This window comes from Rhizobium sp. CFBP 13726 (assembly GCF_014841925.1).
Lineage (GTDB): Bacteria > Pseudomonadota > Alphaproteobacteria > Rhizobiales > Rhizobiaceae > Neorhizobium > Neorhizobium soli.
In genome coordinates, this window is the sequence record NZ_JACYUU010000009.1 from 21,312 (window position 1) to 47,562 (window position 26,251).

Below are 26,251 nucleotides of genomic sequence, written 5' to 3' on the forward strand. Positions count from 1 at the left end.
AACAAATGATGAGCTTACACCGGACACGCCTTCCGCCCCGGCAGATTTTCTGCAAATGACAGGTTTCAGCGTCGATACCAAGCTTTTCCAGGAGCTCGGCGAACTGCTGGTTGCGAAAGAGAGCACCGCTCTCGTCGAACTGATTAAGAATGCTTACGACGCCGACGCTACCTTGGTAACAGTCAGCGGCGTGAATCTTGGCGATCCGGCACGCGGCAGCATCGTCGTATCCGACGATGGCGTTGGCATGGATTCGGACGAGTTTCAGCGTGGCTTTCTAACCATTGCTGGCCGTACCAAAAACTCCGGCGACCGAAGGTCCCCTGTATTTGGTCGTCGATATACCGGCGAGAAGGGAGTAGGACGTCTCGCCTCTCATAAGCTGGGGACGGTCGTAAATATCCAATCGCGCAAAGCCGGCCCGGCGCCTAGAGGCGCAATCACTCTTCCGCCGGCAATATCAGAGGTGGTCGCTCGTATAGATTGGCGCGCGATTGAAGCGCTAGAGACCTTGGATCAGATCGATGGAACCGGCGCGGTCACCGTAGATCAGCGCGCGCGACCATCTAGGCATAGTAGTGGCACAACGCTGAATATCGCGCCGCTAAGGTCGGCTTGGTCGGATCGCGTACGCTCAAGTTTTCTGCGTGAAGCCGTTACGCTCGCTCCGTTGGCCGCAACCTGGAAAAAATTGCCCCGAACCGCCATCGCGGAGACTTTGCTTTTCGAAACCTTACCGATCCGAGATCAACAAAATGGGGATCCCGGATTTGAAATCGTGTTTGGTGGGGAGCTAGGCATCGGTGACCTACTGTTACCCGACAGTGCAGCCGCTGCTAGTTGGATTGCAGAACTATCTTACGATCGAGACACGGGTTTCCTTCAAATCGCCGTATCGCCTACGAAAGCCGAACTCCGTAATTTTCCCGGAGCAGAGACTTTTCGGTTGATGAAACATCTTGAGCCAGGGGTCGGGCCATCTTTCACCGGGCGGATACTCCAACGCTCAAATTCGTCCTGGGAGACCGAGGTGCAGGGCATACGCGTCTTCATGGAGGGTTTTCGTGTATCCCCATATGGCGATCTAAGGGACGACTGGCTGAGTTTGGAACGTACCTATTTGTCGCGAGCTAAACGTCGTCTAATAAGTCTGTCTGCCTTCGAGGCAGATAATATACCCGCCGGCCTTGAGAATGAAGAACTCGTAATACAAGGCAATAATGCCTACATGGGCGCCATCTTCCTCCACCGATCAAGCAGTCCGGGGTTGGAGATGGTAGTAAGTCGTGAGGGCTTCCTTCCAGGAGAGGCGTTCGACTTCATTACTCAATGGACACGTGTGACCACTGATCTGATTGTTCGATTAAGATCGATGTCACGCAAAGAGGTGAAGGAAATCCGAAATGAGCAGCGTGTAACTCAACGCAACGCTGGTATCCGCTCGGATGTTAATGAGACACCGACAGCCTTGCGGGTACGTGAGCACGCAATCCAAGTTGAGCGGGGTTTTGCCAATATCCAGAACGCGGTGGAACGCAACGACTTCGTAACGGCATCGCGTGAAGCTAAAGAACTGCAGCCTAATCTCTCCGAAATTCGGGAGATGGCTGATCAGTTCGGCAGCGAGGCCGTGCAATGGCGAGTCTTGGCATCGCTGGGCACAGAACTCGCCGCGTTCGTTCACGAGATCAATGCAGTCGGGCTCCAAATATCAGCGCTAGCACGTGAGCTTGAGGATGCCCTAACGATCGACGATCTTGCGCGTACCCGAACGGCGATCCGCAAATCCCGACAAAGAGCTTTGGATCTCGCCGATCGGATTCGGCGGAATGCAACTTATCTCGTCGATTCAACGAGCTTCGAGGGACGCCGTCGGCGCGCGCGGCTGGCAGTAGGCGACAGGTTCGAAACAGTTAAACTGTTCTTCGAGTCCAGGATCGAGCAAAAGAACATCACGCTCGTCAATGATATTCCAACCGATGTTCGAACTCCGCCGATGTTCCCGTCCGAGTTGTCCGGGATATTTACCAACCTGCTGTCGAATGCGGTCAAGTTCAGCGATGTTAACGGGCATATTAAAGTCTCGGCACGTGAGCACGGCGGCTTCTGCGAGGTTCAGGTCTCCAATACAGGCACAGCCGTCGATCTATCCCGAGCACGGCGTCTCTTCGATGCGTTTCAATCGACCACCGAGCGGCCTGATGCCGTGTTGGGCCAAGGCATGGGAATGGGGCTGACGATCACCCGCGCTTTCGTTCAGGAGTATGGCGGCGAAATTGATTTCATCGCGCCGCCAAGTGGTTTTGCGACCGCGATACGCTTTAGAATTCCGATGAGGTAACATAGCATGACAATAGTGTATATCGACGATTCACCTTCGGAGTTCATGGCACTGGCCGACAGCGGCACAGCCGCGATAGCGGCATTCACTTTCCAAAATGATGACCCGAACGAACAGGCCTTCACCGCCGCCCGTACCGCGAACGTATGGCTCTTCGACTTCTTTCTGGTGGCTGACCCGCACGACGAGAACGGCCTCAGCCTCTTTCAGAAGTGGAAGGCCACGATCGGAGGCCGTCCAACGACTGTGGTGGTGAGTAGCGATGTCGAAAAGGCGGTCGGAGAACCGCTTGGACCGATAGAACGTCACCACGTCATTGCGCAAAAGCATGGTGTCGAATGGATCGGCGACAAAACGAAGGATACGCTGAATCGAGTGATCGAACTCTCGGACGCCACAGATTTCATCGCGAAGAACCTAGACCTCACGCCCATCGAAGGTCGGCCACTCGGAACATACGATTCCGAGCTGTTGTGCCTCGGAGTTCTTGGCGTACCCAAAGACGCCGACTGGACGAATAGCGCCATGAGGCAGATCGACCGCGCCCGTCCACCGAGAGAGGTATCGACCTCCTCCGGCCCCGCTACAGCTCACTCAATCATCGGCTGGCTTCTCGCCCACGTACTTCCCTATCCTTCTTTTCTGTTGACTGATGCGCAGGCAGCGCTCCGGCTAAAGATTCAGCCAGCGACTTTTCGCTCGATCGTGGCAGAATACGAAGGCAACGAAGCGGGTGCAGCTCAGCGTGGGACAATTGAGACTTGCAAATACCTGGGACCTCTGAAGGATTTCCTCGGCCGGCGATGGTGGCGAGCCGCGATCGACGATCTTGCCTGGCATCTATCTCAAGACCCCGATGGCTATCGCGCGGCGCTAGGCAAGCTTGCTAGCAAGACATCGATCGACTGGCTTGAGCATTCCGAGCCAGTCCTCATTTCCAATTCGTACTTGGTGGAAACGGATGAGATAGCCGAGGCGAAAGACTGCGTCCGCGTGACCGACGAGGACTTTCCTGCAAACGTCGACGCGGCGTGGATCCTGATAAGTTCCGCTCAAGAAGATCGCCAGCTAATGGCAAAGGTAATCTATGAAGATCGAGATGTGTTGAGTTTCGGCGAATGAAGATAAATTTGCGAAATTACGGCACAGAGCTAGCTCATTGGCTACGCGCGTTCGAACCATTCGTCGAGCCCGCATCACAACCGGCGCTGTCTAGGTTGAAATTGGTGCTGGAGGATGGCCGCGATAACCTCCGTGAGAAGTTCGACTGGAGTCTCAAAGATCCAATTATCACAAAAATCGCGAACTCTTACGATAGACGGAATAACAACGCCCATGAAGTTCGAGTCGGCTGGCAGTTCGAATCTGCATTCGAGCGAGGTGAGCACTCACGGAAAAAGTCTATATGGACCGTAGGTAAGATGGTCACGCATATTCGAGTGTATGACGCCAAGAGCAATGAAGTCCTTTTGCATTTCCACGTCGACATGAAGAATTCGGAGCAACTTGGTCCCCATATCCATCTACAGCTCTCTGAAGACTACATGGAAAAGAGAGTGGGCCTGCAGATTGCAGTACCTCGATTTCCCTTTGCAACAATTTTGCCGACAGATTGTCTCGACTTCGTCCTGTCCGAGTTTTTTCCAATAGAATGGCCGAGGTCTCAATCAGACGCCCAAGGTTTGGCGACGTTGCAGCGTGCTCAACGCGACAGGTTAAGAGACATGGCTGAAGCAATCGCCAAGCTTTGGGATAAGCCATCGAGGCAGACCCCGGTTTCCGCGACCCAAGACTATCACATGCCCGATTTGCAGATAGCCTGATGCGCATCGCTAGTCTCTTTAGTGGAGCGGGCGGCTTCGAACTGGGTTTCGCCCGATCCCACGACACTATTGTCCTGAATGATATTGCTTCAAATGCACGCGATGTTCTTCGGCATCGCTTTCCAGAAGTTGCGCTGATCGACGACGTCCGAAGCATCCAAGCAGACGCAATCGATACTGCCGACATGATCGTCGCGGGTTTCCCGTGTCAGGATGTTTCGATCGTTGGTGGGCAACGTGGCTTGGCGGGTACTCGTTCGGCTCTGGTGGAACACGTTTTCCGCCTCGCGGCTGCGACCCGTCCGTCTCATATACTTTTGGAAAATGTCCAGTCAATCCGCTTCGTTCATGGTGGACGAGTTCTTCTGTATCTAATGCACGCAGCGGAACAACTAGGCTACTCATGGGCATATCGTACGCTAGACAGCAGAGCCTTCGGACTTCCTCAGCGCCGCCGCCGCTTTTACTTTATGGCGTCACGGGATTTTGATCCGGGCGAAGCGCTCCTCTCGGATGCCGGCAACACCCTGCCTGCGAACTCGCTAGACCTGTCGTTGCCGGTCGGCTTCTATTGGACGGAAGGCAGAAGCGGCCACGGCTTGACCGCCGACGCGATACCGCCGTTGAAGACCGGCTCATCGATCGGGATACCATCACCGCCCGCCGTCTTGTTTCCGGATGGAGGCGTCAAAGTTCCGACAATCGAAACGGCTGAAAGATTTCAAGGGTTTCCGGAGGGCTGGACGGAAGCTGCACCGCCGCGCCTTCGGTGGGGGCTGGTTGGCAACGCAGTGAGTGTCCCGGTAGTTCGATGGATTTCTGATCGCATGAATTCTCCGGCAGCTTGGGACCGCAAACTTTCTTCGCCCATGCCCGACCGACCTATGTGGCCTTTGGCAGCTTGGGGAAATGGGCGAGGCCTACGTCTCGCCGTCAACGTCCAAGAAGCGCCGAATTGTTTTGAGCTCGGGCGAATATCCTATGGCAGTTACACGTGGGCCGACTTGTCGGATCGCGCACTTAATGGCTTCGTGAAAAGGGCCCGTGAAAGCCGATTGCGCTATCCGGAAGGCTTTTTGGAGCGCCTTGACACCCGATTACGGTAATCGCCCAGATAGAATCGAAGTTGCTAAAAGGTCTTTATCGAAACGACATGAGCCGCGACCACGACACCACGATGATCTCGACCATAAGAGCCCTCGAAGATCTTTGCTCCACCGTGCTGCAATTGAACGAGGACCTCCTTGGGGGCGAGCAATGGCACCTTGCTGCCGTCTCCTCCTTCATGCCGAAGAAGCCACTTCCCGTCTTCAAGAAAAGTCGTTCCCATAACCTCGTTCAAGGTGCCTCCCCTTCAAATCTAATCGCCGAACAAGATGCCAGTTGATCGCGATGGCTTTTCGCAGAAATTATTTCCGGCCATATCAGCCACTGGATGGGTTCCCGTCGCGGCGGATTGGCGTTCTAACGGCGATTGCAACACCAAAAGAGGCTAGCATGTCAAACACCGATTTCGCAAATACAGCGGCTGCTTCTGAGCGGTTCTTTCGTAACCGCCCGATTACTACGCGGGGAATATGTCTTGACGCGTGCGGCGATCTCTTCGTCGAGGACAAAGCAATCGAGGAACTCCTGCCATTTTTCGGCTGATCGTCGAGCAGCCGTGTCAGCATCTGCCTGAGTTCGTCAATGCCATGGTCTGTCAGAGCGGGTGTGCTCTCGTCATCTCCGGTCACGACGCTGATGATATTCCTCCCATAGGTCAGGTTGTCATCATTGCTGATGATCTCCCGGAGGAGGTCGACGTCCTCATCGAGGATTTCGGCGACATAGTCGATGGTGAAGACGAAGCTGACCGTTGCCATCAGGCGGCCTCGGCGCAGATGATTGTCGGCGGCGGCGCCCAGTTCCAGGGAAGCAGCTCTGCGAGGCGGTTGATCTTGTGATCCTGAATACGGTCGAGCACGTCAGCCAGACAGGCCTGCGGATCAAGGCCATTCATCTTGGCGGTTTCGATCATCGTCATGGCCCGCACCAGGGTTTCTGCTCCCGTGTCGGCACCCGTGAAGAGCCAGTTTCGTCTTCCGACGCCGATAGGACGCAACGCCCGTTCTGCGGCGTTGTTATCGATTGCGACACGACCGTCTTGCAGGAACAGGCATAATGAGGACCACCTGCTCAGGCCATACCGGAAAGCGCCCGCCAAATCGCTCTTGCCGGGGATGCGGGTCAGTTGCGTGTGATGTGACATTTACCAGATCCCAAAGATGCTTGGAACTCTCAAAATGACGGGCTGGGGACCCTGTCCGAGTGCTTCAAACAGTCTGTGACTAATTACGGCTTTAGGGCCGGTGCGGACTGTCGTTTCCTGAACAAAAATTGACAAAAGCGGCCGACCAACCGCGGCCTGCACACGTCCGCTTCCGTGAAGAGTTTCGGGCGCCGGCAGGCGTACGAAAGTCCCCGAGGAAGGAACCCGCGGACTACAGGCTGATGCTATGCAGATTTCGCTTTTCGGCTCGGGCGTGGGGTGGTGAGACTGCAACCAAAAAGTTGTTCGATGGCTACAGACAGGTCGTACGGGAAGCAGGAAAGCCGGGCGCGATGATATCCATCGGCTCCGTCTGGCGTGATCCCGCCACCCGGAACGATCATGTGAACATGCGGGTGATGCGTCATCGCCGATCCCCACGTGTGGAGCACGGCGGTGATGCCAATGCGCGCGCCGAGATGTTTGCGATCGGCCGCGATGGTCAGCATCGTCTCCGATGCCGCCTTGAACAGCAGGTCATAGACGAGCGCTTTGTTCTGGAACGCTATATCGGCAACCTCTGCAGGCAGCGTAAACACGACATGGAAGTAGCCGACCGGAAGAAGATCGGCCTCACGTTCGGCGAGCCATGTTCGCGCAGCGGCACCCTGGCACTTCGGACAGTGCCGATTGCGGCAGGAATTGTAGGCGATCCGCCACTGGCCGCAATCCTCGCAGGCCTCGACGTGACCACCAAGGGTAGCGGTGCGGCAGTTCTCGATCGCCGACATTGCCTTCAGTTGCGGCAGGCTCAGATGTCCTGCATGCGCGCGCCGATACGCCGCCCCGGCGACACGGAAGATGTCGGCGACCTCGATCGAGGCACGCAAGGCTCAACCGTCGGGGGAGGCTTCCTCCGGCTTGAACAGGCCGAGCTTGTCGAACGGGCTGGTAACCGTCCGGACAGTCTTGGTCGCCACCTTGGCGTAGAGGGCGGTGTTATTGAGTTTTGCGTGTCCGAGAAGGACCTGGATGATCCTGATGTCTGTGCCGTCCTCCAGCAGGTGAGTGGCGAAGCTATGGCGCAACGTATGCGGTCCGACCCGCTTGGCAATGTCGGCGGCCCGTGCCGCTTCCACGACAACACGATAGAGCTGCCGCGTACTGATAGGCTTCATCGCGTGCTGGCCTGGGAATAACCAACCGTTGCGATGCATCACACCCTGCTGACGCCCCACCTTCCACCACTCGCGCAACAAGGTGAGCAGATCCTCAGAAAGCATGGCATTGCGATAGCGCCCGCCCTTGCCGCGCTCGACCCGCAGGACCATCCGCTCACTGTCGACATCGGTGACCTTCAGCATGGAGACCTCAGCGACACGAAGGCCGGCGCCATAGGCGACCGACAATGCGGCCTGATGCTTGAGACAGGTGGTGGCATTGAGCAACCGGGCAACCTCGTCGCGGCTCAGCACCACAGGCAGGTTCCGAGGATGCGCCAGCCGGACAAGCCTGCGCGCCAGGTCCGGACGGTCGAGGGTCTGGGTGAAGAGGAAGCGTAACGCCGACACGATGCTGTTCATTGTCGGAACGGGCACGCCATCGTTCTGCTGCTCGATCTGGAACCGACGCAGATCGTCGGCGGTCGCCGTGTCTGGTGACCGCCCGAGGAAGGACGCCAGGCGTCCAATATCGCGAAGATAGTTGCGCTGCGTTTCGCGTGAGAAAGGCCGCATGTTCATGTCGTCGATCAACCGCTGGCGCAGCGGGCTGATAGGTGTGTCGACATCGAGATACTGCATGATCAGGCTCCTTTGTTGAAGAAGCTCGTCATGCTCTGCCCTTGCCGGGCGACGTTCAATCCAGGCGCCGACTCCAGCCTGCGCCTTCTACCTCAGCCGCGGACGCTCTCCCGCGCAGCGGGTTCGTTCTCCGGCCAGAAGCGGTCATCTCAATGTCAGCTACTTTTGAACTTTCTGATGGCTCACTCCCGTGTTGGGAATGGACGATTGGTTGCGTTTGCTTGCAGAGAGTGTGACGCGACCATTTCGCTCTTTCTCTATCTCTGATTTTAAAGCGGTCGTAAGATATTCCGTTAGCTGCGCTTCGCGTTGTGGGCTATCTGCCAAGCCTAAGATGACTTCCCTGACGCCTCGTGGATCCCGAGAACGCTCCTGATTGAGCCATGAAAAAAGCCGAGCGGCGAAGCTCGGTGTTTCGAGAGGTGACTCGAGAAGTGCCCGGAACAAGATGCCAACATACGCTTCAGGCCATGCGTCTATCCTGTCGAGAAGCGCCTGGGCCGCCCCGTCAACTGTGCGGCGCCGGATTCCTTTGCGAAGAAGATGAATTGCTTTGCTTCGATGTTTTGGGAGCAATCGAGGCATTGCTGCAAAAACTGTTTCGACCGCCCTGGCAAATGCGACTTCCACCGCAGAAAGGAGTATCTTTTGGCTTCCTCCCCCAAGGACATCCGGAGGACTGAGCAGCACCTCAATGACCGACACAGGATCACTTGTCTTTTCCAACCAGCGCTGGCAAATTCGGGCGCCGAATGGTGCTCTCTCAAGTCGGAGATGTGCCACGACTCGGGAGACTACAGCCGAGTCATTTGGGTAGGCTGATATCAGACCCATCAATATGGGCGCTCGGAAATTTGCTTTGTCTTCGCCTTCCCAAAGTTCTTCCGCGATTTTGCGAATGTGCGGGTGCGCTCCGACGATCGAAAGAAAACCCTCAACGAATGTTCTGCGCTGCTTGTCCGAGCGGCGCTGTGACACCCAAATCAATAGACGGTTCGTGATGTCATTAGCGTTTTTTGCCGTGTAGCATAGCAATCGAGCGACCTGCTCAGCGCCATCGCGGTGACCAAAAGCGTCGAACCAATCGAGCGCCTGTTTCACAACGCGCGACCGCTCCGCCTCACCCATCTTCTCTAAGACCGAGAGAAGCGATTTGATCACCTCGTGCGCGCCGGGGCGATCCTTTGGTGGTTCACCGAGCCAGTCGAGCACCCGGTTGACAATGCCTGGCCGTTCCGCCTCGCCTATAGCGCCCAACATTGCAAGTAGCACTGCGAGCACTTGATGTCCACCGGAGCGGTCTTTTTGCGGGTCGCAGTACAAGCCGAGCGCCTGGTTGACGACGCGCGACCGTTCCGCTTCATTGATCTTGTCCAATACCGCGAGCAGCGCTGTGAGAACGTGATGTGCACCGGGGCGGTCTGTCTGCGGATGGCAGTACGAGTTGAGCGCCTGGTTGACGACGCGCGACCGTTCCGCTTCATTGATCTTGTCCAATATCGCGAGCAGCGCTGCGAGCACTTGGTGTGCACCGGGGTGATCTTTTGGCGGATCGCCGAACCAGTCGAGCGCCTGTTTGACGACGCGAGATCGTTCCGCTTCAGTGATCTTGTCCAATACCGCGAGCAGAGCTGTGAGCACTCGATCTGCGCCGGGGCGATCTTTTGGCGGGTCGCCAAGCCAGACCAGCGACGGCGCGATAAGGTTCTGATCAAATTGATCATCTCTAGCCAGCCATTGGATAACCAAGGGAAGTGACGACGCGTCCGGGAAGCAATTTAAGAAATCCCGGGGCCATTTAGTCCATTCTTCCTTCATTCCGTCTTTTCGGGTCGCGAGGTATACGACCTCGGTGCCGGCATAGTCTTGCTGCTCCCGATCGAACAATACGTGAAGCACATCATGAACAATATCGTGCCTTTCCGGGACACGATCTCTACAAGACATATAGAGCAGTTTTGCAGCGAGCGAGCATTTTCGCGCGCTTGGCCCGTCAGACTGCCGCAAAAGCAGCCGTGCACGCGTCAGCAGGTCAGCCGGTAAGGGACCAACAGATTGCTGTGTGCGTAACACAGCTAACCCACTCATCACGGAGACCTCGACATCATCGTGAGATTTGACGCGGCGGGCAAGGTTTTCCAAGAGTCCGATTGCAGAGCCCTCTCGATTAGACTCCTGAAGCAATGACGGATAGCGAGAATACGCGGCTTGGAGGATGGCACTCATATCAATCAAGCGATCGGCCACCGCCAGGAGACCTGGCGCTAGGGCTTCGGCGAGGCTGTCATTGAGCGGAGTGCGGAGCATCGCCTCATGGGTCCATTCCACGAACAGGCGCCATGCAATCCGTGAATGCGCGAACTTAATCCCCGAGGCCCCAGAAAGCATCTTTGCGTCCAGATCGAAATGCCCCTGATCTTTGTCCGCAAGGCGCTGCAGCCATTTCATGGAATCGCCGCTAGGCACAAGCGAAGGATCGGCCGCTAGGTCGAGCGTGTTGACAGCCAGCACGCGTTTGACGGGCTCAAATGTACCCTTGCTGTCCAGCCTGTGGCGAAAATTCCGTGCGAAAGCCACAAGTGGCTCGCCAACCTTCAATTCAAACAGGAACTCGACCAGCAAATCGGATTGGAGATTGGCGCCCTGGTCCGTGAACTGCAGCCAGGAAATGAACGCCCGGCGCTCATCATCGTCGACAGCAAGCATCGTCCATTTCTCAATTGTAATCGTGTCACGGCAAACGCCACTAAACCTATCCAGTTCGGGACTTGGTCCGCATGCAAGGATGCCGACGCGCCCGATATCTGAATCCAGCAATCGGGCTAAACGCCCATTGAAGTCATCGAGCGCAAGAGCCTTATGCAGATCGTCGACCACGAACAGGACAGGCTCCGCCAAGGGCTCCCCGCTCTCGATGCGGTCGAGCAATTGAGCAGGTGAGCAGAGCGCGACGTGAATATTGGAATTTCGACTGACGAATTCTGCAACCAGTTGCAGGAGCAATATGGACTTTCCGTCACCAGACCGACCATCGATCCAGAATGCCGGCAGTCTCGTGTTGTCGAACCAACATTTTCCGAGCCATGTGTCTAGCCTATCGATGGCTTCACGCAGCTTGTCCGGGCGGGGACAATAAACACCCTTTCTGAGAAGGCGCCACGACGGCTCACGCCCCAAAGCGTCGCGCCGCGCCGCCACCGTCATCTCATCGACGATGCCAGGGAGAGATGCGACCAATTCCAGAGGTTGCAGCCAGTCGCCGGCCTTCCTGCCCAAGGCAAGCAAGCGATCGACGTCTCTACGCGGTAACGAGATGCGCGTCGCTGCGTCGATCAGTACCGGCAAGTCAGCCTTCTTCAGACAGCGGGGCGCTCCCGTTATCGTTGTCTGCAACACTTTCACAATAACGCTTTGCACGAGGCGGGTGCCCTCAGCCGCCGGGAGCCTTGATTCATTGAAGCCGAAATGGATGAGCCGGGTTTCAAGCACCTGATGCAATTCGTCGATATTGCCGGTCCCGCAATCCCAATGGATATTGCGGAGCAGATCTGCTCTCAACGCCTCATCATCACGGGCACTCACAAACGCCCTTGCGCGAGAAGAGAGCGTTCCTTCGGCGAGAAGGATATCTCGCAGCGGGGTGACGGGGGCGTCGGAGGCAGCCTTTCGCCAGTATGTCAAGCCCTCAACGCCATCGGGCCGATCCGTAAGCTTCTGCTCCATACCGACTGGCGACGTCGTCAGGAACCGGAGCGTAACGCGTTTATCTTTGTTGCGCTCCACCAGATCGACAAACCCGTCAATAGCCTTTCTCACCGCCTGCGAACGGAGCGTGACCGTTCCGCTTGCAGCCGTATCTTTGACCTGGACGGCACGAATAGCGTTCTGTGCCACCGTTGCGTAGTCCTCGGCGACTTCAAGCCAAAGGGAATCGCCATCCTCCAGTTCGAGCCATGCGATCGCGCTTGCATAGAGCTGGTAAGTATAGCCCCGAAGCGACGCAATAGCTCGTCGTGTCGCGTCTCCGCCCGGCTCGTCTAAAAAAGATAAGTCTACTGCAGAGGGTGAGGTCACAACTGACGGTCTCGTTGCTCACATTATAAATAAATCGACGGAAAAAGTGTTCATCTTTACTTGTATCCAGACTGCGGCGAAAGACAAGCGAAGAGAATTTCCGCTTGTGGGCATGTATGGCGAGGATCCCTACGACCGACAAAGGGGTACAGAGCTGCCGGACGCTTTGCGGCCGGCCCACTGCATACTTGACCTTCGAAAGCGGAAATTATTGCCGCCTTACCGGCCCGTTGACTGATGCCCAAAGCCAGGGCACAAGGGTGGCATCCACGGTCGCTCGCGATGGGAAAACAGAGGGAATTTCGAGGATTTTCTTCTAAGCCATTGAAAACATGTTAGAATGCAAGGCCCCCAGGCGATCATTTTTGGACCCCTTCCCTCCATTTTGATATCGACCATCCCCAACTGGAAAACGTCACGTCTTTTCAGATGCTTGGCGCAATCTGGCGTTAAAAACTATGTGACGCAATCCAGATCTCAGGGATGCCTGGAGCTCTATGAAGACGACTGCGGACCTTATTCGACTTCCTCAAGACTAGCCTTGCCCAACGATGTATTAGGGCCGGCGGCAGACAGGCAGCGTTAAGCAAAGCAGCCATCACCACGTTATGGCGGGTGCCGACCCCATTCCAGACATTGGCGTCTCAGGTCCAATCGACTCCTCCACGAACGCGTAGAAATTGCTTCATCCCAGCACATCTGTGAGGATACCGGAAATTCCCGGAGGAGCAGGCGGAAGTTGTCGCGTAGCGAAGTCATAAGAACCTCCCGACAACCGCAAGCCATGCCCAAGATACCCACGTCAATACAAGGGCGGCGAGCCCGACTATCAGGCATACGCCAAGTACCCGGACACCCCCCTGGATGGGTGCCCACATGGGCCGCCACACCTCTGGTTGGAATAACTTAGGGTCGCCATCGAGCGCGCTGGGGTGACGACGCAAAAAACGATCCCACAAACCTCCAGGTGCGAGGTTTGTCTCCAACTCTTTGAGCTCAAAGCAGCCGCCGTGCCCGTAGTCCTCGTTCATCACGTTGATCGCGGCGACGTCTCTGAATCCCTTGCGTGCAGCAGGCCCCGTTCCCGGAATGAAGTATTGCGCGAAAGGAACCGCCCAATCCTTTCCGCCGCAATGACAGAGCACCGCCTCCAGACGGCCTTGAGAGATCCGCTCCGCCCAATTATAGTTCGGTTGGATCACGGCACCGGTGGCTATTATGCGTCCGAACTTCAGATCGTCGAATTCGGGCATAGCGAGCAGTTGCACGAATAACTGGCTCCCAAAGCTATGAAGAATCACGTCTGGCGGCTCAGGTATCCGGTTTGCTTCGGCATGGGCTATAGCCGCGCGGATAACCGTCCCTAGCTGTTTTGCCAGTTGGAGATGACGCCACCGTACGAGTACACTAAAGCGAATAAGGCCGTATTTGTAGATCAGGACTGGGGCACTATACTTGAGCTTGTTCCCTATGCGCCAACTGAAATCTTGCTGCCATTCGCCATGGGTGTTGAAGCCGTGGATCACGATGACCCAAGGGATCGCGCGCGGGGGATTTGCCTCCAGCCGATAAGAGACCTTCGTCAAGACCCCGCCGTGATCCAAGAATGCCTTTTGGCAAAGTGGGCAAAGTTCAGCCTCCGGGTCCAGTGCCTCAAGCCTTTCTTTGCAAGCGGGACAGTGTTGAGCCTCGCGGCGCTCGACCAAACCAGCCACGGAGGCGGCCTCCAAGAACTCGATCGCTGTCTCCTCTTGAAGACCGAAGTGCGCCGCTGAGAGCTTTGGATCGATCTCCGGCGACGCTCCACCCCATATCCGAGCCAGCAGCGCGTCAACTGCCCGGCTGCCGAACTGTTTCCGTAGTTCTGCCTCGCTCATAGGTTGGCCCAAATCACGCCGAGTACCAGATAGACATCCTCGCGTTTACACTGCACCCACACGCGCACGCGGCTCTCGACGCCGTAACCCTGCACCTTTACGTTTCGGCTGAGTTCACCATGCTTGGTCTGGAGGAAATGGAATTGCCCATCGGCGCCTGCGAAACTGCGGTCGTTGACGCCACGGCGCGCCTCAAGGAGCGCTTCAACATCCCCGATGCCGCCCTCGGTCAATGTAGAGACGACATCGACGTGGCCACCGTCCGTCATCATTCGGGTCGATTGGACTACCGTATCGTTGTGCAGGGTCATGTTCTTAAATGCTTGACTCAATGGGATGCGCTCAGGATTCGCATCGAAAAGGCCGATGTGCTTCAAGTCCTCCCGCACTTGTATATGGATAGCTGTATGTGCATCACCCTCGACGGGTTGTTGGATCATGACGGCGCAGAATGGGTCCGTGAAGCGCCAGGCGAAGCGCACGACGGAACGATCAAACCGCTTTCGGTAGGCATGATACCTGAATCGCTCGTCTTCTTCGATCCGTTCGAAGTCTTTCGACGGCGTCCGTTCCCACCCGCCAGCACCCTTGTGCCACGCAATGAACAGGTGATCAGCGGTCAGCGAAATGGCGCTAAGCTCCAGGCTTTCTGGAAACCCGTAGCTGATGGCCGTGTCAATGAGCTTGCCGAAGTCCGAGGCCTCCAATTTGCCGTTGATATCAGCCTTCGGCAGGGTTGGCGGCTTAAACAAGTATATGTGCTGATTGCCCCAACCCTCCACCTCCGAAAGCCAATCCTCGATCATCTGCCTGGTCAAAGTGCCAGCGTCGATGGCGGCCAAGATGTTCTTGGAGAAGTCGGCCTTCTTCGTGCCGATCTGAATCTTGTGCTTGCGCAGTAGCTCCTTGATGAACTCGTTGCCCTGCGTGAGAATGATGGAACGAACGGCGTCCTTTAGCTGTTGCTTGTCCTTCTCTGCATCCACCATTCTACGTATCCACCCAAAGATGCGAAATTATTCCGCCCGGAAACAATTATTTTGTCATGACATAGACCGACACTAGCGATAGCGCGGGTGGTTAAGTCTGCCCTCAGCCAGCGGCCGGTCGAGGCGTTGCTGTCGAGGATTATTTATTAGAATGATGTCTTCCTTCAGAAATACTTTGCGCGTAGGAATATGCAACCAAATGATGTATCTCTCCAGTTAGGGCTGCGCCATGAAAGAACTCGGCAAGACGCTTGTTGAGGTGAATGCCAAAAATTTGGGCGCGCCTTATGCGCGCGACCAGGAGCTGGTGAAACGGCTCGCGGCCGAGCAGCAAGCCACCAGGTATCAGTGCCGTATCGATGAACGGGTTGCACAAACCGGAGCCTTTGAGGACATCGTTACGCTGCCTGAGGCGGCCAATCCGCGGCTGGATTTTGACCGTCGCTTTCGACCAACAGCACTTCCGAACACGCCTGCATTGACCCCAGTCGTCGAACAACTATACGAGCGCTCGGCAGAACAGGATGCTGCACGTATCCGGGAAGAGTCGATCGCGTTGCGGCAGGGGCGCCCGGTTCTGGCGATAAAGGATGGCGATACCGTTCTTGAATTTGCGCAATCGGCTTCCACCGCGTGGCGGGAAAAGCTAGTGGCCGCATCGTCACAGCTTCGGCGCACAATCCCGTCGGTTGGACGCGTCGAACTGACAAACTATGTCGCGGCGCCATCCGTCGGAACAGCTTGGATGATCGCGCCCGAGGTCGCTGTGACGAACCGGCACGTGGCAGAATATTTCGTGCAGCGAACGGCCGGCGGCTTGCGTTTTCTGCTGGGGGACGATCGGCGCATTCCAATAGCGGTTGACGTCGACTTCGCCGAAGAGTTCGGCTCCGACGTGGAACGCGAATTCAGTGTCGAGGAAGTGATCTATCTTGCACCGATGAACCTGCCCGATATTGCGCTTTTGCGGATCAAAGGCAGGTCGGGGCTAACCCCACCACCCCCATTGCCGCTGTCGAAGACGTCGAGCATCGGAAAGACGGTCGCCGTCATCGGCTATCCGCACCGCGATCCGTTCCTGCCTGAACAGAAGCTGATGGACGAGATCTTCTTCAAAGGCTACGAGCGCAAGCAGATCGCGCCCGGTTTCGTCATGAACGAACTGACAGCAGACATCGAACACGACTGCTCTACGCTGACAGGCAATTCGGGGTCGCCCGTCATCGATCTGGAAAGCGGCGAGGTCGTTGGACATCACAGAGCGGGAATTTTCCTGTCTCGTAACTTCGCAATCACGCCGGCGGGCATCACACAAGCCCTCGACTTTGCGCGCCGACCACCGATCATCGAAGCTAAAGCAAGGCCGCCTGTTCAAAAACCGGACGTAGCAACTGTGGGAGGAGCCGCGATGGCAAACAACGAGGTCCAGATTACGATCCCTTTGACAATTACGGTCTCACTTGGCGATCCGAGCGGAACGTTGAACAGTGCCACGATGGCGGCAAAGGCCGGACCGGCCGACATGAGGGCCACACCGCCCCGCACCAGCTTGACTTGGGAGCAGATCGAGGACGCTGTCCCGGCAATCCGCGCGGCGCTCGGCAGTCGGCGTGACGTGATCGCCGTCAAGCCGGGGTATCGGGTGACCGGAGGCGTAATGACCAAGGAACCGGTCGTCGTTGTTTCCGTCAGGCAGCGCTACGAACCGGACCAACTCACCGCGATGGGTCTGTTGCCGTTGCCCGGCTCGATTGACGGCTATCCGATCGACGTCGCAGTGGCGACGCTATCGGAAAGCTTGGGCATCGACGTGGAGGCGGCATCGGAAGCGCCCTGGCAGTCTGCTTACAAGAAGCGCAAGCTGAAGCCCATCACGGACACCATGTCGATAACGCTGTGTGCGAGCCCGGATACGGGATGGCCGGAGCTCAAGTCGTTCCTCAAGAAGGTGAATAGCACACTGACCGTTGCAATGTATGATTTCGGCGCGCCGCATGTCGTAGAGGCTGTCCGGGCCAGCGTGAAGGCACCAGATGCGACTATGACGCTCGTCTTGCAGGAAGGCGAGTCGCTCAAAAAGAAGGGACCGAAGAAGGATGATTTGAAGGACGCGGAGGTTGTCGACCTGCTTGCGGGAGATCTCAAGGACCGGTTCGCGTTCTCTCTGGCTTCGGTCTATCGGCCCGTGGGTTACAAGAGCAATGCATTCGGACTTTTCGAAAGCAGTTATCACATCAAAGTGGCAGTTCGCGACAATGACGGATTCTGGCTGTCGTCGGGAAACTGGCAATCGTCCAATCAGGCACCTATCGGTGAAGGTGAAGACTTAGGAACCCCCACCGGAATGTGGAATGCCTTTAATCGTGAGTGGCACGCGATCGTTGATCACCCCGGCCTCGCCAGAACTTTCCGAGAGCATATCGAACAGGATCTAGCAGATGCCAAGCACACTGCGCGGCCGGAGGCCCCCATCATCGAGCGATATGTTTGGGTTCCACTCGACTATCTGGAACCCGATGTCGCCCAGATCGAAGCACCTTATGTTTTGCGTAAATCGGTCACCATCTACGGCAAGATTAAAGTTCATCCGCTGCTCACACCGGACAATTATTCGGACGTCGTGTTGGATTTGCTGGAGCGGGCGAAGCGGCGCATCCTGTTCCAGAACCAGACGTTTAAGCCCTCCGGAGACGGGAGCGATCGCCCAGGCTTCCGCGAACTGATCGAGGTCATGCTACGCAAGCACAACGATCCTGCGATCGAGGACCTCAGAATCATATGGCGAAATGGTTTCGACACGGACCGGCAAGTCACGACCAATATTCAGCGTCGGGGTTTTGACCTCGAACGCGTGCGCGTTAATCGCCACTGCCACACCAAAGGCATTATCATCGACGACGACGTCGTCGTTATCGGAAGCCATAACTGGTCTAGCCAGGGTGTGACGACCAATTGTGATGCAAGCCTGATCATCTACGACACGCGCGCAGTGCGATATTTCGAAGATCTATTCCAGGCAGATTGGGTGCGATCCAAGCCTCCGGAATTTTATGAGAATGCAGCGCCTGTCGCCTTGGTAGAGCCCGGCGATGAAAGTGTGAGGCCGCGCATGATCAAGGTTCCTTTGGCCGAATGGCTGGCTGAACAGGAGAGCTAGGGCGATTGTCTGGCTCCGACGGCGCAACAGGCGCGCGTTGGGCGAGATTAGCGGTTGGAAAAAGAGCGGTAAGTGCCGATTACATCGAGGCGGCGATTTTATCGATTGCCGGCGGGACACACACGTCTGCTGTTCGCGTGATCAAGGACAAAAGGTTGACTAGAGAGCGTCCGCTTCTGGTGTATTGTCTCATATCGCTGAACGGCGGACCTGAGGAGCGTATAGCGGCCCTGCGGCGCGGTGGTTTTAAAGGCGGTAAACTTCGGCCGCGACGCGGAAATTATTGCCGCTGGCCCGTCCTGTTGACTGATGCCCAAAGCCAGGGCACAAAGGTGGCATCCACGGTCGCTCGCGATGGGAAATAGAGGGAATTTCAGGGCTTTTCCACTAAGCCTTTGAAATCATGTGAGAATCCAGGTCTCCCAGGCAGGTCATTTTTGACCGATTTTTCGATCCAAGTTGGCGGTCATCTCCCGCACAGAAAAGTGGCGTCTTCTCAATAAGTTGGCCGATCTGGGACGCAGTTCCTCAGGCCATCGTCGTGTTCGAAGACGGCTAGGAATATTGGCTGGGGACCCGCAAGCAACGACCCTAACGGATCCAGAGTCCGACTGTCGGATATTGCGTCGGAGAAAAAGATAACGCTGACATTGAAGCACATGGCGCTGTTGTCCCCTTCGGGGCCCAAAGCGGAATTTGGGCCGACTCCGGTCCTTAAATCAATGCCTTGCCAATCGAGGCGCCGCCATCGACTGCTTAGTGACCAGCATGACCGGGAAAGGGACGTCATCGTCATCAGCCATAGCAGCATGTGCGATCAGACGGCCGGCCGAAGTAGGCCTGCGATCAAATGGTCGATCAGCGCCCTGACCTTTCGAGATGGTTTTGGGCCGACAGTGTAGACCGCGTACACCGCTGCAGGCTCCAGCGCATATCCTTCCAGCACCCGGACAAGTCTGTTGTCTGCTCGTTCGTCTGCCGACATAACGCCCGAAACAACGGCCAAACCCAAGCCCTGAACACATGCTGACAGGATTCCGGGGGCAGAGTTGATCGTAAGTCTGCTGCGGACATCAACCGAGATCAGCGTGTCGCCCTGCCAGAAACGCCAGCCTCCTGGACCGAATGCGCCGTAGCCGAGAATGCAGTCATGTGCGGTGAGCTCCTCCGGGGTAGCCGGGGTGCCGTTTCTGGCAAGATAGTTTGGCGATGCTACGACCATTCGTTCAAGCGAGCCAATTCGTCTGGCACCGAATGTCGAGTCGGCAAGTGTGCCGGTTCGGATCGCGAGATCGACACCGCTCACAACCAGGTTTTGCCGTTCATCCGCCATCATGATCTCGACCTGAAGGTTGGGATAGGCGTCCATGAAACCCGGCAACAACGGCATAATGGCCCGTGTCCCGTAAGATATCGGCAACGCCAGCCGAATGACGCCGTCGAGCGAATCTGTGCGCCGCGCTGTGTGTTCGGCTTCTTCTATCGTCTCAATGACGTCGCGTGCCTTTTCGAGAAAGGCCGCGCCTGCCTCCGTCAAGGTAAGATGGCGCGTCGTTCGGATTAAAAGTTTGACCCCGATGCGTTCCTCTAGCTCCGTAACGATCCGCGAGATCGAGGGCTGGGATAGCCGAAGGTCCCTCGCGGTCTGCGAAAAGCTGGCGCTTTCCGCAACCCTGACGAAGACGGCGAGTTGCTGCCAGCGATCACTCATTTGCCGCTCGAATAACAGTTGTCCAATGTCTTGCAGTACCCGCCGCGAACCTGACGACGTAGCCTTCCTGCCGTTGCGGAAATTCCGCTTTGAAAGGAAGAACAATGAAATTGCAAGACAAGCTGGACAAGCTGCGCGACGACTTCGAAAACGGTCGTCTTCCCCTTGTCCCGACAGCCGAGCAAATTGAAACGATGCATTGAGCTACCAAGACGCTCATCGACAACGGACAAGCAGACCGTGCTTTGAAAGCCGGCGAGAATGCGCCCCACTTCAGCCTTTCGGACCCTGAGGGTAACATATACAATTTGCCCGACCTCCTGGTCCGTGGCCCCGTTGTTGTCACCTTTTACCGCGGTGTTTGGTGCCCGTTTTGCAACTTGGACCTTGCGGCTCTTGAGGCCGAGCGCGGAGAGATAGAAGCACGTGGCGCCCAACTCCTGGCCATTTCGCCGCAGACTCCCGCCAACAGCCGTAAATCCCAGCGCGACAACAAACTCAACTTTCCGATCCTCAGTGACCCCGACAGTGAAGTCGCGGAAACTTTCGGTCTTCGCTTTTCGCTACCGGACGACCTTATAGAGGTTTACAAAAGCTTCGGGAGCAACCTTTCTCATTTCAACGCCGGTCAGGACTGGCGCCTACCAATGCCTGCCCGATATGTGATCGGTCGCGATGGTCGGATCGCCTATTCAGAGATCAATCCTGACTACACCCGCCGCCCGGATCCCTCTCAACTTCTGCCAGTCCTGGACAAGCTCAGGTCAAATTGAAGAGAGGCTCTTCCCCGCGAGATACTTAGTCTCGCGGGGAAGCCCCGGAGCCGCCGCGTCGAAAAGTCGCCACCGTAGTATCCCTCAGCTTCTCTCAGGCGACCGACTCACATTTACAGGCCTCCGTGCCTTGCGCAGTTGACCGCAGTACCAGGACGTAGGTTCAGTCCCTATCGATCGACGTGATTGTCGATCCAGTCGATCAAGACGTCCGCGACCTTGATGTTCTCTTTGCCCTGCATGAACATATGCGTGCTGCCCTTGATCCCGACATCGGGGAGCGAGAGGAAGGTGATGTCACCACCGGCCGCCTTGATCTGCTCCATTTCCTTGGCGCAGGCCGCGGCTGGGTTGCTGCCCATGTAATCGCCAATCACCACGAGGATGGGCACCTCGGCCAGCGCCTTGACCTGCTCGTCCGTTAGGTTGGAGAAGCAGCCGGTCTCAAGCTGGATCAGGCCCTTGATACCACCTTTGCCCTTCAGGACTGCCTGGCTCGGAAATCCCGCCGACTGCGAGTGGCCGACGAGGATTGCCCCTCCGAGGTCTGCAGCCAGATCGGCAACGTTGGCGACGGTCGGGTTCTTCGTTTCAGGCTGGATCAGCTCGCCCAGCAGGCTCGGCACCTGGGTCTCGATCATGTCAGGGATCACCTGCTTGGCGAATTCATCGATTGCCTCGATCGGGAACTGGACGTCTGGCCAGGCCCTGCCAAGTTCAGGACCGAACCTGAACACCTTCCAGGCCATGCTCGACGTACCAAGAAAAACCTTTGGTTGCGCCTCAGGTGGCAGACTTTTGTTTTTCACCTGGTTGAAAATCGTACCGTTGAAGCCCGAACGTGCCCGGCCCGTCTGTTCGGCAAGATAGGTGGGAAATCCTTGCCGCGTGAAATACTCGAACCAGCCCATGCGACCATCCGGCGTCGTCTCCCACTGCTTTGAAGAGAGCAGCCCGCCATGCATGAAAACGATCGGCAGGTGGGTCGGGTTCGGTGGGCTCTGGAACTGGACATACATCTGATCGACGACGACATCACCCGCTTCGAAACTCTCTCCGAAGATGTCCTTGAGGTCGCCCCAGCCGGCACTCTCGGTTTTGACGGTCCGTCCGCCGACGAAGAAACTACCCTGGCTCTGAAGCACAAGCGGCTCCGGAGAGGACTTGATGTCGGAGAGCGATTGCGCTGAGGCACCGGCGGTACCGAGGAGAAGCGCAAGCACGGTTGCCTGCATTTTGGAGAGGATCTGCATCATAAACCTTTGTGTGGAGCGATCGTTTGATGACGGGGAAGGCTGGTCGATTGGTGCGAATTCACATGTCGTCTGTGCCTTCTGGGTGTACAACGGCCGTTATCTGCGAATAAACTCCGAAATCAAACACATGGGATATGACGAAACGCACCATGGATCATTGGGATGAGTTGCGGATGTTCTTTGCTGTGGCCGAAGGCGGAACGGTGCGCGCGGCGGCTGAAGCGCTCGACCTCAACCACGCAACGGTGCTTCGAGGCGTTGCGCGTCTGGAGCAGCGGCTGAAAACGAAACTCTTCGAAAAGCTTCCTTCCGGGTACAGGCTGACGTCTGCGGGTGCTGACATTGTGGATCTCGCCGCGCAGATGTCGGAGGCATCCACGAAGATCGAGGGAAGGATCTTCGCTCGCGACCAGAGCGTATCTGGCCCGTTGCGTCTTACCCTCCCCGTCTCGTTTGCGACCGATCTTTTGATGGAGACCCTGACGGAGTTCAGATCCGCCTATCCGGATATCGCGCTCGAAATCATCGGAACGGGAACGGTTGCCAACCTGAGCAACCGGGAGGCGGATGTGGCGTTGCGCGTCGTTCTTGGAAACGGGTCGCCTCCGGAAAGCCTGTATGGAAGCAGGCTCTGCGGGTTCCACACGGCGTTTTACGGATGCCGTGACCGACACGGCGATGTTTCGTCCTGTTTGGCCTGGTTGCTCGGACCGGGCGAAGTCGCTCCCAGTGACTGGGTCCCAGAAGACATCGAAATGGCCGCCACGCCTGTTCGCTTTTCCGAGATGCGCTCGAGGCTCCAGGCCACGCGCGCGGGCATGGGCATCACATCACTACCCTGCTTTGTTGGCGACGCAGACTTGTCGCTTTCTCGTGCCCCAGGCAGTCCGGTGATACACACCGGCGATGTATGGCTCTTAACCCACGTCGACACTCGGCAAACTCTGCGCGTCAGACTTCTGTGCGACCGTATACGCGACACCATGCGAACCGTCTCCGCCAGAGTTGAGGGGCGCGCGGACGCGGCCAGATCGGACCATCTGTAAGCTTGCCGAGCGTGTCGCGAGCTCACGTAAGATCGCCATCGGCAACCGCTCAGTTGTAGCAACGCCGCCAATCGCGAGCAGCACGGTATCCCGCAGGCGCTGGCGGACAACGCACCCATCAGTATGTGGTCCACTCGGTTTGGGGATGACTGGGCATTCCTTAAACATGGAAACATTTGTCTCGGTCGCCGTATCGAAACGACTTCTTTTCACGACCGCCGGGATCATCCGCGCAGCTTTTTATAGCCTTCATAGCTTGGTCGCGACATCTGAGTGAATGTTCAAGCGAACGTCAGAACCGCTGATGGCACATGCCTTAGCAGATTTGAACTTCCCACAATCCGATCCATCGTCAGTTTTCCCGACAGTATACTGTGAAGCGCCAAGGCTCGGGCGCTCGCGGATCTCGTGTAGACGATCGTCGGCTGAGGCCATGGCTCCTGATGAGTTGGTCAGGTGATGCTCTGCACGGCAATGTCTGCTTTCGGGCGCGGGCAATCACGATGTTGATGACCTAGATGAAGGCGCGAAGCTGCCGCACGCTTTATGGCCACCTCACCGCAAACTTGGCCTCCGAAGGCGGAAATTATTGCCGCTCGACCGCTGTTGACTGATGCCCAAAGCCAGGGCACAAAGGTGGCATCCACGGTCGCTCGCGATGGGAAAACAGAGGGCATCTCAAGACTTTTCTTCTAAGTCATTGAATTAATGTGAGAATCCAGGTTCCCCAGCCAATTCTTCTTTCATCTCCTTACAGGCTAGCAACTGACGTCATAAAGGGCTGTCATTCCAGCGAGTACGTGTGATGGGTTTAAGAGACTGCCGCTGACACTCAGTAGGCGCCATCTTCAGCCCAGTCTCTGAGAGGCTTTTCCAGAGTTATGGGTTGAGATGCCGCATCGGCTGCCTGTCACACGCTGGATTAGGAAGTTTGGCAGTCCGGATGCGGCGGTGACAAAGCGGATTTCGTTTGAAAGATGCTTCGAACACTCGAATTTCTAGCAAATTTCCTATGAATGAACCGCTGACGGCTTACGACAATGGAGCTCGTTACGGCGCAGCTATCGGATCGGGTTGAAGGCTTCTCCACCATCGATGAACTCGGTCTCCATAATTATACGTGAGGTGTCATGGGCTCGGCTGTTTTTGAGGCCTACAGACAGGAGATGGTTGGGCTCCGCCTGTCATCAATTTGGCAGGGACACGGATCGGCGATCTTCTTATTGACTGGCTTTACATGGCTGAAAGCGAGAAGCGGTCTTGCAGTCCATCTCAGATGATCATGCAAGAAAGGCTTCGGAGTTGTTTCATCGGCTATATGGGCTCGGACACCGTCTCGGCTTACAAGCTGAGACGGACATACAGTGCCAAGACAAATAGTGGCCGTTGATATCTCGGCCTATGGCGGTCAAAACAACAGATCTGGAGTGGCACAATGCACTCAGAAGTTACCGATTATAAACTGGTTATTGCGGTGGTGCATTATGCGCTCATCGAGATCGGGACGACTAAAAACTAACGAATGGCGCAATCTCTGGCCCACGTGTTCCATAGTGCGGCGACGGAGTTGCTTCAGGGCGTACGCCGGACGACATCCGAAGGCAACTTGATCGAACTGGGGCTCGGCTCGGGTGCCAGAACTACATCAAAGGTCTTTTCGACGGCGCAGTGAAAAATGTGAAGAGCTAGGCCGTGGACTCGTTATGGCGAAGAGTGAGGGGAACACAAGCCAGCTTGGCCATGGCAAGAAAGTTTCGCCTAACTTGTCATAGCGGGTTGCGATCCGTCAGCAACATTTCAGCTTATTGAAGAAGCGCTCGATAAGGTTTCGTTTTGTTTAAAGCCACGGGCTGAAGACGACTGGTCTCTTTCGGTTAGATTTTGGCGGAATGTTTCCCCAAGAGTGCCTGCTTCTCAACTCTTCGCGTAGCTAATCTGCATCGTAGGCTTTGTCAGCAAGCAGCATCCCGCCAGGTTGGATTGCATTGAGTAGCTCCCGAGCTACCGTTAGGTAGTGGGCCTGACCAGGTGCAATGGCAATCTTGATTCGCAGTCCTTTGCCCCGTAACGGCACGGATTTTCGTCGTAAGGCCACCCCGACTTCCTCCAAGGCAGCGATCTTGATGATCCTCTTTCAGCGTTGCCGCCAAATGATGAACCCGGATCGAAGTTCAGTCGATCATCCTGATACTATCAATTCGCGGGCTCGTACCGCATCCATCAACTTGTCCCAGATTCCAGCCTTCATCCAGCGTCGAAAGCGATTATAGCAGGTTGTATAGGGCCATATCGTTCTGGCACATGGCGCCAAGGGGCACCGGATCGCAACACCCAGAAAACCCCGTTCAACACACACCTGTCATCAACGCGGGGCACGCCGCTCGGCTTCTTGGGCACGATCGGCTCTATCGCTCGCCATTCAAAATCGGTAAGGCCAGATCGGCTCATGCCTCGTTGAATCATCCTACTGGCGCGACACAAAGCGCAGATTTCATGATCTGGAATGTTATCGATTACCGGACGCGCCCGTATAGGTGGAAGCGGGTGAACGCCATCATTGAAGCCACAGAGCACGATAATAGCTGTATCGATGCCGATCAGGCGGAGGAGATATCCCCGCTTGCCGTGATCGATCATGACCGGCGAGACAATGTGTCTGTTCAAGAGGCCATCCACTGGGCGAACGAAGCCCAGTGCCCGGTAACCCTCTACATCTACGACGTGACCGACGGCACAACCGCACAACATTTCGATTCAACGGGAAAACGGCTCCTAGAAACCGATAGCAAAGCGGGTGAATGAGTTCACGGCCTAGGCATTCATGTCCGCTTCGGCCGAACGCCAACCTCGGCAGCCTCCCACCAGGAGCGGACATTGTCGCCGACAGCGGAGTTTGCTATCCAAGCAAGATGATCACGAAGCGATCGCTGCAGCCATTTTCGATTCTCGCTCTGCTCAAGAGATCGCCCTCTCAAGTAGTTCGCCCCGGCGTTCCGTTTTTCATCGTAGGACGTGCCCTTGGACCGCCGAGTTGGTGGGACTTTAGCGGGGACTCAGTGACCTTCGACTGTCTCCTAGACTATCACGGCAACATCCAAGTGGAGATTGGGGTTCTGGGGGAGCAGGTAGTCGTTCGTCGAGTCGGGGTCCG

General features: G+C 56.4%; 15 protein-coding genes and 4 pseudogenes. 9 read left to right on the plus strand and 10 right to left on the minus strand.

Annotated elements, in window-relative coordinates:
• The first annotated feature begins 55 nt into the window (after positions 1-55).
• From IFT66_RS22900 to IFT66_RS22920, 5 genes are read left to right on the plus strand one after another with little or no spacing between them, the layout of a single operon-like run.
• Positions 56-2,341: a sensor histidine kinase gene (locus IFT66_RS22900; protein WP_192079088.1), complete on the plus strand. Its 2,286-nt coding sequence runs from the start codon at positions 56-58 to the stop codon at positions 2,339-2,341.
• Between the two features lie 6 nt (positions 2,342-2,347).
• On the plus strand, positions 2,348-3,463 hold the full coding sequence (locus IFT66_RS22905; protein ID WP_192079089.1) for a hypothetical protein: 1,116 nt from the start codon (positions 2,348-2,350) through the stop codon (positions 3,461-3,463).
• Complete coding sequence (locus IFT66_RS22910) at positions 3,460-4,164, plus strand: hypothetical protein (RefSeq protein ID WP_192079090.1); 705 nt, start codon at positions 3,460-3,462, stop codon at positions 4,162-4,164. The genes IFT66_RS22905 and IFT66_RS22910 overlap by 4 nt, the downstream gene beginning before the upstream one ends.
• Complete coding sequence (locus IFT66_RS22915) at positions 4,164-5,270, plus strand: DNA cytosine methyltransferase (RefSeq protein WP_192079091.1); 1,107 nt, start codon at positions 4,164-4,166, stop codon at positions 5,268-5,270. Before IFT66_RS22910 ends, IFT66_RS22915 begins: the two co-directional genes overlap by 1 nt.
• 47 nt (positions 5,271-5,317) lie before the next feature.
• Complete coding sequence (locus IFT66_RS22920; protein WP_192079092.1) at positions 5,318-5,551, plus strand: hypothetical protein; 234 nt, start codon at positions 5,318-5,320, stop codon at positions 5,549-5,551.
• Positions 5,552-5,730: 179 nt separating this feature from the next.
• Here IFT66_RS22920 and IFT66_RS22925 read toward each other — a convergent pair.
• From IFT66_RS22925 to IFT66_RS22955, 7 genes and pseudogenes are all read right to left on the minus strand, one after another.
• Positions 5,731-6,029 (minus strand): annotated as a pseudogene (locus IFT66_RS22925) (hypothetical protein); the annotation flags it as partial.
• Positions 6,029-6,400, minus strand: a pseudogene (locus tag IFT66_RS22930) (IS66 family transposase); the annotation flags it as partial. The pseudogenes IFT66_RS22925 and IFT66_RS22930, both read right to left, overlap by 1 nt.
• A 339-nt stretch (positions 6,401-6,739) precedes the next feature.
• Positions 6,740-7,305, minus strand: a pseudogene (locus IFT66_RS22935) (IS91 family transposase); the annotation flags it as partial.
• 3 nt (positions 7,306-7,308) lie between these two features.
• The gene (locus tag IFT66_RS22940) at positions 7,309-8,217 is read right to left on the minus strand and encodes a tyrosine-type recombinase/integrase (protein WP_192079094.1); all 909 of its coding nucleotides are present in this window, start codon (positions 8,215-8,217) and stop codon (positions 7,309-7,311) included.
• Positions 8,218-8,376: 159 nt separating this feature from the next.
• Complete coding sequence (locus tag IFT66_RS22945; RefSeq protein ID WP_192079095.1) at positions 8,377-12,291, minus strand: hypothetical protein; 3,915 nt, start codon at positions 12,289-12,291, stop codon at positions 8,377-8,379.
• 755 nt (positions 12,292-13,046) lie between these two features.
• The gene (locus IFT66_RS22950) at positions 13,047-14,168 is read right to left on the minus strand and encodes a hypothetical protein (protein WP_192079096.1); all 1,122 of its coding nucleotides are present in this window, start codon (positions 14,166-14,168) and stop codon (positions 13,047-13,049) included.
• Positions 14,165-15,157 (minus strand): hypothetical protein, encoded by a 993-nt coding sequence (locus IFT66_RS22955; RefSeq protein WP_192079097.1) that lies wholly within the window; start codon positions 15,155-15,157, stop codon positions 14,165-14,167. Before IFT66_RS22955 ends, IFT66_RS22950 begins: the two co-directional genes overlap by 4 nt.
• Before the next feature lie 229 nt (positions 15,158-15,386).
• Here IFT66_RS22955 and IFT66_RS22960 point away from each other — a divergent pair, with 229 nt between their 5' ends.
• Entirely contained in the window at positions 15,387-18,314 is a 2,928-nt protein-coding gene (locus tag IFT66_RS22960; RefSeq protein ID WP_192079098.1) for a phospholipase D-like domain-containing protein, read from the plus strand.
• An 817-nt stretch (positions 18,315-19,131) separates the two neighbouring features.
• Here IFT66_RS22960 and IFT66_RS22965 read toward each other — a convergent pair.
• Complete coding sequence (locus tag IFT66_RS22965; protein ID WP_192079099.1) at positions 19,132-20,025, minus strand: LysR family transcriptional regulator; 894 nt, start codon at positions 20,023-20,025, stop codon at positions 19,132-19,134.
• A 245-nt stretch (positions 20,026-20,270) separates the two neighbouring features.
• Here IFT66_RS22965 and IFT66_RS22970 point away from each other — a divergent pair, with 245 nt between their 5' ends.
• Positions 20,271-20,798: a peroxiredoxin-like family protein gene (locus tag IFT66_RS22970; RefSeq protein ID WP_342344817.1), complete on the plus strand. Its 528-nt coding sequence runs from the start codon at positions 20,271-20,273 to the stop codon at positions 20,796-20,798.
• A 170-nt stretch (positions 20,799-20,968) separates the two neighbouring features.
• Here IFT66_RS22970 and IFT66_RS22975 read toward each other — a convergent pair whose 3' ends face one another.
• A complete protein-coding gene (locus IFT66_RS22975) occupies positions 20,969-22,054 on the minus strand; it encodes a hypothetical protein (RefSeq protein WP_192079100.1) in 1,086 nt (361 codons plus the stop codon).
• 149 nt (positions 22,055-22,203) lie between these two features.
• Between IFT66_RS22975 and IFT66_RS22980 the strand changes: the two genes are divergently transcribed.
• Positions 22,204-23,100 carry a LysR family transcriptional regulator gene (locus IFT66_RS22980; protein ID WP_192079101.1) on the plus strand — a complete coding sequence of 299 codons (897 nt, stop codon included), beginning with the start codon at positions 22,204-22,206 and terminating at the stop codon, positions 23,098-23,100.
• Between the two features lie 1,685 nt (positions 23,101-24,785).
• Here IFT66_RS22980 and IFT66_RS22985 read toward each other — a convergent pair.
• Positions 24,786-25,548, minus strand: a pseudogene (locus tag IFT66_RS22985) (IS5 family transposase).
• Positions 25,549-25,644: 96 nt separating this feature from the next.
• Between IFT66_RS22985 and IFT66_RS22990 the strand changes: the two are divergent.
• A complete protein-coding gene (locus IFT66_RS22990) occupies positions 25,645-25,902 on the plus strand; it encodes a hypothetical protein (RefSeq protein WP_199864931.1) in 258 nt (85 codons plus the stop codon).
• Positions 25,903-26,251: the final 349 nt, after the last annotated feature.